This window comes from Streptomyces sp. 150FB (assembly GCF_000818195.1).
Taxonomy (GTDB): Bacteria; Actinomycetota; Actinomycetes; order Streptomycetales; family Streptomycetaceae; genus Streptomyces.
Window position 1 is genome coordinate 2,371,632 of record NZ_JTHL01000001.1, and the last position, 8,977, is coordinate 2,380,608.

10 protein-coding genes are annotated in these 8,977 nt (G+C 70.0%); 6 read left to right on the plus strand and 4 right to left on the minus strand.

Translation table 11 applies throughout. From position 1 onward, the window contains the following. Positions 1-113 precede the first annotated feature (113 nt). Positions 114-350 carry a hypothetical protein gene (locus QR77_RS43395; RefSeq protein ID WP_078876582.1) on the minus strand — a complete coding sequence of 79 codons (237 nt, stop codon included), beginning with the start codon at positions 348-350 and terminating at the stop codon, positions 114-116. A 70-nt stretch (positions 351-420) separates the two neighbouring features. On the opposite strand from QR77_RS43395, the gene map reads away from it, so the two are divergent. Continuing rightward, positions 421-1,278, plus strand: a complete 858-nt coding sequence (map, locus tag QR77_RS09835) for a type I methionyl aminopeptidase (protein ID WP_040021026.1) — start codon at positions 421-423, stop codon at positions 1,276-1,278. Positions 1,279-1,329: 51 nt separating this feature from the next. Here map and QR77_RS09840 read toward each other — a convergent pair whose 3' ends face one another. After that, positions 1,330-1,992 carry a PhzF family phenazine biosynthesis protein gene (locus QR77_RS09840; protein ID WP_236710580.1) on the minus strand — a complete coding sequence of 221 codons (663 nt, stop codon included), beginning with the start codon at positions 1,990-1,992 and terminating at the stop codon, positions 1,330-1,332. A gap of 219 nt (positions 1,993-2,211) precedes the next feature. Here QR77_RS09840 and efeO point away from each other — a divergent pair, with 219 nt between their 5' ends. From efeO to QR77_RS09860, 4 genes are read left to right on the plus strand one after another with little or no spacing between them, the layout of a single operon-like run. After that, a complete protein-coding gene (gene efeO / locus QR77_RS09845) occupies positions 2,212-3,357 on the plus strand; it encodes an iron uptake system protein EfeO (protein WP_040021029.1) in 1,146 nt (381 codons plus the stop codon). Between the two features lie 15 nt (positions 3,358-3,372). Continuing rightward, positions 3,373-4,626, plus strand: a complete 1,254-nt coding sequence (gene efeB, locus QR77_RS09850) for an iron uptake transporter deferrochelatase/peroxidase subunit (RefSeq protein ID WP_040021031.1) — start codon at positions 3,373-3,375, stop codon at positions 4,624-4,626. Between the two features lie 45 nt (positions 4,627-4,671). Beyond that, on the plus strand, positions 4,672-5,655 hold the full coding sequence (gene efeU / locus QR77_RS09855) for an iron uptake transporter permease EfeU (RefSeq protein ID WP_040021033.1): 984 nt from the start codon (positions 4,672-4,674) through the stop codon (positions 5,653-5,655). Then, positions 5,642-6,511 (plus strand): hypothetical protein, encoded by an 870-nt coding sequence (locus tag QR77_RS09860; protein ID WP_236710581.1) that lies wholly within the window; start codon positions 5,642-5,644, stop codon positions 6,509-6,511. Before efeU ends, QR77_RS09860 begins: the two co-directional genes overlap by 14 nt. A gap of 63 nt (positions 6,512-6,574) precedes the next feature. Here QR77_RS09860 and QR77_RS09865 read toward each other — a convergent pair whose 3' ends face one another. Further along, on the minus strand, positions 6,575-7,312 hold the full coding sequence (locus QR77_RS09865; RefSeq protein WP_040021037.1) for a bifunctional DNA primase/polymerase: 738 nt from the start codon (positions 7,310-7,312) through the stop codon (positions 6,575-6,577). Between the two features lie 140 nt (positions 7,313-7,452). Further along, positions 7,453-8,064, minus strand: a complete 612-nt coding sequence (locus tag QR77_RS09870; protein ID WP_040021038.1) for a TetR/AcrR family transcriptional regulator — start codon at positions 8,062-8,064, stop codon at positions 7,453-7,455. Between the two features lie 104 nt (positions 8,065-8,168). Between QR77_RS09870 and ddaH the strand changes: the two genes are divergently transcribed. Continuing rightward, positions 8,169-8,977, plus strand: an 809-nt coding sequence (ddaH, locus tag QR77_RS09875; RefSeq protein ID WP_201778880.1) for a dimethylargininase, incomplete at its 3' end; no start/stop codon positions are given.

Below are 8,977 nucleotides of genomic sequence, written 5' to 3' on the forward strand. Positions count from 1 at the left end.
CGACGGAAGCGGCCTGACCGCTCCCGCCCCCGGTCAGCGCCCGCCCAGCCCCGGTCAGCGCCTCGCGGCCCGGCCAACCTCTCCCGGCCCCCGGCGCCCGGCCCCCCGCCGCCTCAGGTGGGCGGGGAGTCGTCGTCACCCCGGTTCGCCTCGTGCCAGCGGGGGTCGTTCTCCCACTGGACGTTGCGCTCCTTCGCCGTCTCCATCGCGTGCTCGGCCTCCTGGCGGGAGGCGTACGGGCCGAAACGGTCCTTGGCCGGGCAGTCAGGGCCCTCCTCGACCGTCTTGTGCTCCAGGCAGTAGAACCACTCGCCGGGCTTGCCGACCGTGCGCTTCTTGAACAGGGCCATCTTCGGCTCCTTCCCTATGACGCCATGCTGCCCCGTGGGCACCGTTTGAACGCTGGTTACACTCGCTGGCATGTCTGGCCAGCCATTGCTCGTACCAGGGGAGATCTCTCCCGCCCGTTCCGTTCCCGGAAACATCCGCCGCCCCGAGTACGTCGGGAAGCCCGGACCCGCCCCGTACACCGGGTCCGACGTGCAGACCGCCGAGACGATCGAGCGGATGCGGATCGCGGGGCGCATCGCAGCCGACGCGCGCGAAGAGGCAGCGAAGCACATTTCGCCGGGCGTGACCACGGACGAACTCGACCGGGTCGCGCACGAGTACATGTGTGACCACGGCGCCTATCCGTCGACGCTCGGCTACCGGGGTTTCCGCAAGTCGCTGTGCACCTCGGTCAACGAGGTGATCTGTCACGGCATCCCGGACTCCACCGTGCTGCGCGACGGCGACATCGTGAATCTCGACGTCACCGCGTACATCGACGGGGTGCACGGCGACACCAACGCCACCTACCTCTGCGGGGACGTCGACGAGGAGTCGACCCTGCTGGTGGAGCGCACCCGCGAGTCGCTGGCCCGCGCCATCAAGGCCGTACGGCCCGGCCGCCAGATCAATGTCATCGGGCGCGTGATCGAGTCGTACGCGAAGCGCTTCGGCTACGGCGTGGTGCGGGACTTCACGGGGCACGGCATCAACACGGCGTTCCACTCCGGGCTGATCATCCCGCACTACGACAGCCCGCACGCCACCACCGTCATCCAGCAGGGCATGACGTTCACCATCGAGCCGATGCTCACGCTCGGCACCTATGAGCACGACATGTGGGACGACAACTGGACCGTCGTCACCAAGGACCGCAAGCGGACAGCCCAGTTCGAGCACACCCTGGTGGTGACGGAGACGGGCGCGGAGATCCTGACGCTGCCCTGACCGGCGGTCCTGGCCCAGAGCGAGCAGGCAGTACGTACATCCGGCCGTACGTCAGACCACGACCCCGGTCCCGAGCAGCCGCACCCGTCCGCCGATCTCGATCTCGCCGTCGGGAGCCGGGGCCGTCAGGATCTGCGAGCCCCTGCCCTGGGTGATGTTCAGGGCGCGGCCCAGTCGCGCCGTGAGCAGCAGGGCCGCCGCGCCGGTCGCCTCGTCCTCGTCGATCCCGTCGCCACGGCGCGGGAAGGCACGCGCCCTGACGCGGCCGGCCGCCTCGTCCTGCCACGCCCAGGCGTACAGCCAGCCCTCGCCGGGCGGCGGCGTGGGCAGCGCGTCGACCTCGGCCACGGACGCGTACTGCGCGACGGTGCGCTCCGGGGCCCACTCGGGGCGGGCGGTGATCCAGGTGAACTCTCCGTCCTGGCGCACCCATACCTCGCCCGCCGGCGGGTTGACCGCCTCCAGGTCCAGCAGCCAGGCCGCGCCCACGAGGGGGTGCCCGGCGAACGGCAGCCGCAGGCTCGGGGTGTAGATGTCGACCACCCCGCGATCGGGGTCGTCGATGAACACGGTCTCGCTGTAGCCGAGTTTGGCGGCGAGTATCTGCCGGGACTCCTGGTCGGGGCAGTCCCTGCCCTCGCGTACGACGCCGAGCGTATTGCCGTGGCGGCCGTCGCCGGCGCAGAAGACGCTGAGTACGTCGATGTCAGTCACGCGGGCATTCAAGCACCACGGCGGCGCCTGTTCACGCCTCCGGCGTTCTTGGCCGACGCATGACCCGGCCATGATCTTCCGGAGAGACCGCCGTGACCTCTCCGTGTCCGTGGCCGAACAATGAGATCCGAATCACTGGACGAACGACACAAGGTCAGGTAAGCCTTCGTTAAGTTAGGTCTGCCTCACTTTCACTCTTCATCCTCCGTGGAGTCCCGCATGAGAGCTGTTCGCTTCTCCGTTGTCACCGCCGCCGCAGCGGTGGCCGCCCTGACCGCCGTGACGGGCTGCGCCGAGAAGACCGACGCCAAGACGGCAGGCGGGGACGGGACCATCCAGGTCACGGCCAAGGACGACTCCTGCACGGTGTCCAAGAAGCAGTTCCCGTCGGGCCATGTCGAGTTGGCCGTCGAGAACAAGGGCTCCCGGGTCACCGAGGTCGAACTCCTCTTCCCCGACGACCGGATCGTCACGGAGCGCGAGAACCTCGGCCCCAGCACCAGCGCCAAGATCACCGCGGAGGTGAAGGCCGGGTCGTACAGCATCGCCTGCATTCCGGGGATGAAGGGCGAGGGCTTCCGTCAGAAGGTCACCGTCGTGGGCGGCAAGGCCGCCACGCGCAGCCCCGAGATGGACGCGGCCGTCGCCGGATACCGTACGTACGCCCAGCAGCAGGCCGACGCGACGCTGCCGAAGGTGAAGGTCTTCACCGACGCCGTACGCGCCGGTGACATCGCCGCCGCGAAGAAGGCGTTCGCGCCGTCCCGCGTCGGCTGGGAGCGCACCGAGCCGGTCGCCGAGTCGTTCGGTGACATCGACCCGAAGGTCGACACCCGCGCCGACGGCCTTGAGTCCGGCCAGAAGTGGACCGGCTGGCACCGGCTGGAGAAGGAACTCTGGCAGGACAAGAAGCTCAGCCCCGACGCGAAGTCCCTGGCGAACGAGCTGGACAAGGACCTCGCCGACTGGCAGCAGCGCGTCGGCAAGGCCGTGATCACCCCGACCTCCATGGCCAACGGCGCCAAGGAGCTGCTCGACGAGGTCGCCAGCGGGAAGATCACCGGCGAGGAGGACCGCTACAGCCACACCGACCTGGTCGACTTCAAGGCCAACGTCGAGGGCGCGCAGAAGTCGTACGAGCTGCTCAAGCCGGTCGCGGCGAAGAACGACCCGGCGCTTGTCACCGAGCTGGACAAGCAGTTCGCCGCGATCAACACTCTGCTCGACACCTACCGGACCGCTCCCGGCTCGCCCGACTTCGTCTCCTACGACAAGGTCACCCAGCCGCAGCGGAAGAAGTTGTCGGACGGTGTGAACGCGCTCGCCGAGCCGCTCTCCAAGCTCGCAGCGGCAGTCACCAAGTAGATAAGGGATCTCACCATGGGCGACGAGGCCAACTCCTCCCCCCCTTCCCGCCGTTCGCTGCTCGGCTGGGGCGGTGCCGGGCTCGCGCTCGGCGCCGCCGCGGCGGGCGGCACCGTGGCCGCCCTGCGCGACGGCGACAGCGCGCCCCCGGCGTCCGCGTCGGACACCGGCGCCGCCGTGCCGTTCCACGGCCCGCACCAGGCCGGTATCGCCACCGCCGTCCAGGACCGGTTGCACTTCGCCGCCTTCGACGTGACGACGGAGGACCGCACGGAACTCGTCCAGCTCCTCAAGGACTGGACGCGGGCCGCCGAGCGGATGACGGCCGGGCACACGGTCGGTGAGGGCGCGTACGGCGGCCTCGACGTCTCACCGCCCGACGACACCGGTGAGGCGCTCGGCCTCAAGCCGTCCCGGCTGACCCTCACCGTCGGCTTCGGCCCCTCGCTCTTCGCCAAGGGCCGCTTCGGCCTCGAAGGCAAGCGCCCCGCCGCGCTCGTCGACCTGCCGAAGTTCCCCGGCGACAATCTCGATCCGGCGCGCAGCGGCGGGGACTTGTGCGTCCAGGCGTGCGCGGACGATCCGCAGGTCGCCGTGCACGCGATCCGGAATCTGGCCAGGATCGGCTTCGGCAAGGTCTCCATCCGCTGGTCCCAGCTCGGCTTCGGCAAGACGTCGTCGACGACGCCGGGTGCGCAGACCCCGCGTAATCTCTTCGGCTTCAAGGACGGCACGATCAACATCGCGGGTACGGACACCGCGACGCTCGACAAGCACGTCTGGGTGCCTCAACAGGACGACGCCGCCTGGATGTCGGGTGGCTCCTACCTCGTCGCCCGCCGGATCTCGATGCGCATCGAGGTCTGGGACCGTACGTCGCTCAAGGAGCAGGAGGACGTCTTCGGCCGCGACAAGGGCGAGGGCGCCCCGTACGGCAAGTCGCACGAGCGCGACGCGCCCAACCTCAAGGCGCTGCCGCCCACTTCGCATGTACGCCTCGCGCACCCGGACACCAACGCCGGGGCGCGGCTGCTGCGCCGGGGCTACTCCTTCACCGACGGTACGGACGGTCTCGGCCGCCTCGACGCCGGGCTGTTCTTCCTCGCGTACCAGCGCGACATGCGGGACGGGTTCATCCCCGTACAGAAGCGGCTGGCGCGCAGCGACGCGCTCAACGAGTACATCCAGCACGTGGGTTCAGCGGTCTTCGCGATCCCGCCGGGCGTCCGGGACAAGGACGACTGGTGGGGCCGGGCGCTGGTCTCATGAATCCTCTGATCTCATGAATCCCCTGAGCGGAAAGGTGGGCCCGGCGTGTTCGGCAACTATCTGATCGGTCTGCGCGAGGGCCTCGAAGCGAGCCTGGTCGTCTGCATCCTGGTCGCCTACCTGGTGAAGACCGGCCGCCGTGACGCGCTGCGCCCCATCTGGATCGGTATCGGCGTCGCGATCGTCCTCGCGCTGGGCTTCGGCTTCGGGCTCGAATACGGCTCGCAGGAAATGACGTTCGAGGCGCAGGAGGGCCTCGGCGGTTCCCTGTCGATCGTCGCTGTCGGCCTGGTGACGTGGATGGTGTTCTGGATGCGGCGGACGGCGCGGCATCTGAAGGCGGAGCTGCACGGACGGCTCGACGCCGCGCTCCAGATGGGCACGGGCGCCCTGGTCGCGACCGCGTTCCTGGCGGTCGGCCGGGAGGGCCTGGAGACAGCGCTGTTCGTCTGGGCCTCGGTGCGCGCCTCGCAGGACGGCACCCACGCGCCGCTGATCGGCGTGGTGTTGGGGATCGCGACGGCGGTGGCGCTGGGCTGGCTCTTCTACCGGGGCGCCATCAGGATCAACCTGGCGAAGTTCTTCACCTGGACCGGCGGGATGCTGGTGATCGTCGCGGCCGGCGTGATCGCCTACGGGGTGCACGACTTGCAGGAGGCGAACATCCTGCCGGGCCTGACGCACACGGCCTTCGACATCAGTTCCGCGATCCCGGCGGACAGTTGGTACGGGACGCTGCTGAAGGGCGTCTTCAACTTCCAGCCGGACCCGACAGTTGTCCAGGCCTGGGTGTGGCTGCTGTATCTGGTCCCGACGCTCGCCCTGTTCCTGGCCCCGGTAGGGTTCGGACGGTCAGCGGGCGGTGGGGTCACAGAGCAGAAGGCGACCGATGAGAAGGCCGATTCGGGCGAAGCGGGCGATGCGGGCAGCGGCGGGGGTCGCGACGGCGACAGTGCTGTCACTGGCGGCGAGCGGGTGCGTGACGGTGCACGGGGAACTGGCGGTCGTACCGTCGGTGAGCCGGAGTGAGGCCGCCCAGGCGCTGAAGGACTTCACCGACGCGTACAACGCGTCCGACAAGGCGTACGACCCGAAGCTCGACGCGGGCAGCGTCACGGGCGCGTTCGGTGCCATAAACCAGGCCGGTCTGAAGTCCGCCAGTGTCATCAGCCCGGACGGCAACGCCCGCCATCAGGACCTCACACTGACCGAAGCGAAGTTCGCCATCCCCAAGAAGGCGGGCTGGCCCCGGTGGTTCCTCGCCGAGACGGACAGCAACCGCGACGCGGACAGCGGTCCCGGTGACAACACCTGGACGCTGGTCTTCGTACGGAGCGCGCCCGAACAGCCGTGGAAGGTCGCGTACTTGACGATCCTTTCGCCGGACGAGATCCCGCAGATCAAGACCGACAAGGACGGCTGGGCGACGGCGGTCTCCCCCGGGGACGGCTCGCTGGCCGTGGCGCCGAAGGATCTGAGCGCGGAGTACGCCTCGTACCTGAAGACCGGTGCGCCGGCGCACTTCGCGCCGGGCCCGCACACCGACGGCTGGCGCTCGATCCGCGACAAGGACGCCCACAAGCCGGGGATCACCACGCAGTACATCGATCAGCCGGTGAAGGGCGGGGATTTCGCGCCGCTCGGGCTCGCCACGAAGGACGGGGGCGCGATGGTCTTCTTCACGACGCGGCTCTTCGACCGGCAGACGGCGGCCAAGAACTACACACCGCAGATCGGCGCGAGTGTGAAGCCGCTGCTGACCGGCGAGGTGAAGAGCAGCCTCACCCAGGAGTCGGTGGTGAGCGAGGCGGCGGCGGTGCCGCGCAGCGGGCCGGTTGTGGTGACGGGACGGCTCCAGGGCGTGATCGGGGCGGAGGGCTCGTAGGCCTGTCCGGCGGCCGTCAGGCCCTGGCGCCCCCGCCCTCGCCCCGCCCCTGTTGCGCGCCGCTCACCTGCCCAGGGGCCAGGCCACCGCGTGCGGGTCGAGCTGGGTGTTCTCGCCCGCGTAGCGCGCGCAGGCGTCGGTCAGGATCTCCAGCAGGGTCAGCGGGTCGGGGAGCGGGTGCTCAGGGCCGCGCAGCCAGGACTGGGTGAGTTCGCCGGGCAGCCGGGCCGGCGGTACGAGTACGTAGCTGCCCCGGCAGTGCCAGCGCAGCCCCGGGTGCTCGTCCATCGTCTCGGGGTGGCAGTCCAGCTCACAGGGCCACCACTCGTCCTCGTCCTCCGGGGTGCCCCGGGTCGCGGTGAAGAAGAGCATCCGGTCCCCGCCCGAGTCGGCCACAGGACCGACGTCGATCCCGGCCTCCAGCAGACGTTCCAGGGCGCGGCTGCCCGCTTCGAGCGGCACGTCGAGCACGTCGTGCACGAGGCCGGTCGCCGTGATGAAGTTCGCCTGGGGCTGGCTGCGCGCCCAGCGCTCGATCTGGGCGCTGTCGGTCGTCGACTGCGTCTGCCAGGCGAAGGAGATGGGGTGCCGGGCCGGGGTCGGACAGCCGATCCGTTCGCACGAACATCGGTAGCCGAGCGGATGCGCGGCCGGCGCGATGGGCATCCCGGCGGCGGCCACGGCCTGGAGCAGCGCCTCGCGGTCGTCGCCCTCGGCCTCCGCGCTCTTCTTGGGGCGACGGCGCAGCCATTGGGGAATCCTGCCTGCCGTGCCGCGGTAGCGGCCGAAGTCGTCGCCCATCTATCCCCTCACACCCCACATTTGCCTTCGCGGCCCTTCCCATCGTGCCACCATCCTGCGCCTCACATGGCCGTGCTCCGGAACCGGGGGGCGTACGCCGGCGGTGGCGTTCGACACATCAGGGGCACCTGAGGGCCACCTCAGGGGCGTGGGGCGAGGCCGTGGAGCGCGTACTCGACCAGCGTTTCGGCGTACGCGTGGGTCAGCGGGCGCGTCCGCATCAGCCAGCGGTGGGTCATCGGTCCTACCAGCAGTTCCAGGGCGATCCGGAGGTCGATGCCCTGCTGTACGTCCCCGGCGCGGCGGCCGGCTTCGAGGCGCTTCACATAGAGCTGGAGCTGCGGTTCGAGCAGTTTCGTGGCGAAGTCGACGCCCAGCTCCGCGTCGATGACCCCCTCGGCGGCGAGCGCCCTGGCCGGCACGTCGAAGGCGGGGTCGGTCATCTGGTCCACGGTGGCGCGCATGACGAGCTTGAGGTCGGCGGCCAGGTCACCGGTGTCGGGGATCTCGTACTCCCCCAGCGCGGCGGCGGCCTGCTCGCCCAGGTCGAGGAAGGCCTCCAGCAGCACGGCGCCCTTGGAGGGCCACCAGCGGTAGATCGTCTGCTTGCCGACGCCCGCGCGGGCCGCGATGCCCTCGATGGTCGTCCTGCCATAGCCGATCTCACCCACCAGGGCGAGCGACGCCGCGTAGATCGCGCGACGTGAGCGCTCACTGCGGCGCGTGGAGTCGGGTGCCTTGCTCTCTGTCATGGGGCCAATAAGTACCCGATCGGATCACAGCGCGAAAGCGTCGCGGAGTGGACCATGGCTTTCACGCACACCGTCGTGCGCCCACCGCTCGTGAGGAGCCCTCGTTGCCTCGTGACGCCTCGCCCCGCAGATACCTGATGTGCCCGCCGACCCACTTCAGGGTGACGTACTCGATCAATCCCTGGATGGACCCGTCGAAGCCCGTGGACCTGCCGCTGGCCGTAGCCCAGTGGGAGGTCCTGCGCGACCGCTACCGGGCGCTCGGCCACAGCGTCTCGCTCCTGGAACCGCTGCCCGACCTGCCCGACATGGTGTACGCCGCCAACGGCGCGACGGTCGTCGACGGCCGGGTCTTCGGCGCGCGTTTCGCGCACCGGGAACGGGAGGCGGAGGCCCAGGCGCATCTGGCCTGGTTCCGGGGTGAGGGCTTCACCGACGTACTCGATCCCATCCACGTCAACGAGGGCGAGGGCGACTTCGCCGTCACCGCGTCCTACCTGCTGGCGGGGCGCGGATTCCGGTCGAGTCCGCTGGCACAGGACGAGGCGCAGGAGTTCTTCGGCCGGCCTGTGATCGGCCTGGATCTGGTCGACCCGCGCTACTACCACCTGGACACGGCGCTGTGCGTGCTGGACGACACGGCCGACGAGATCATGTACTACCCGGGCGCCTTCTCCCCCGGCAGCCGCTCGGTGCTCGCCCGGCTCTTCCCCGACGCGCTGATCGCCGGGGAGCGGGACGCGGCGGCGCTGGGCCTGAACGCGGTGAGCGACGGGCTGCACGTACTGCTGCCGCAGGCGGCGGCCGGCCTGTACGAGGCGCTGCGGGAGCGCGGCTTCGAGCCGATCGGGGTGGATCTCGGGGAGCTGCTGAAGGGCGGCGGCAGCGTGAAGTGCTGTACGCAGGAGCTGCG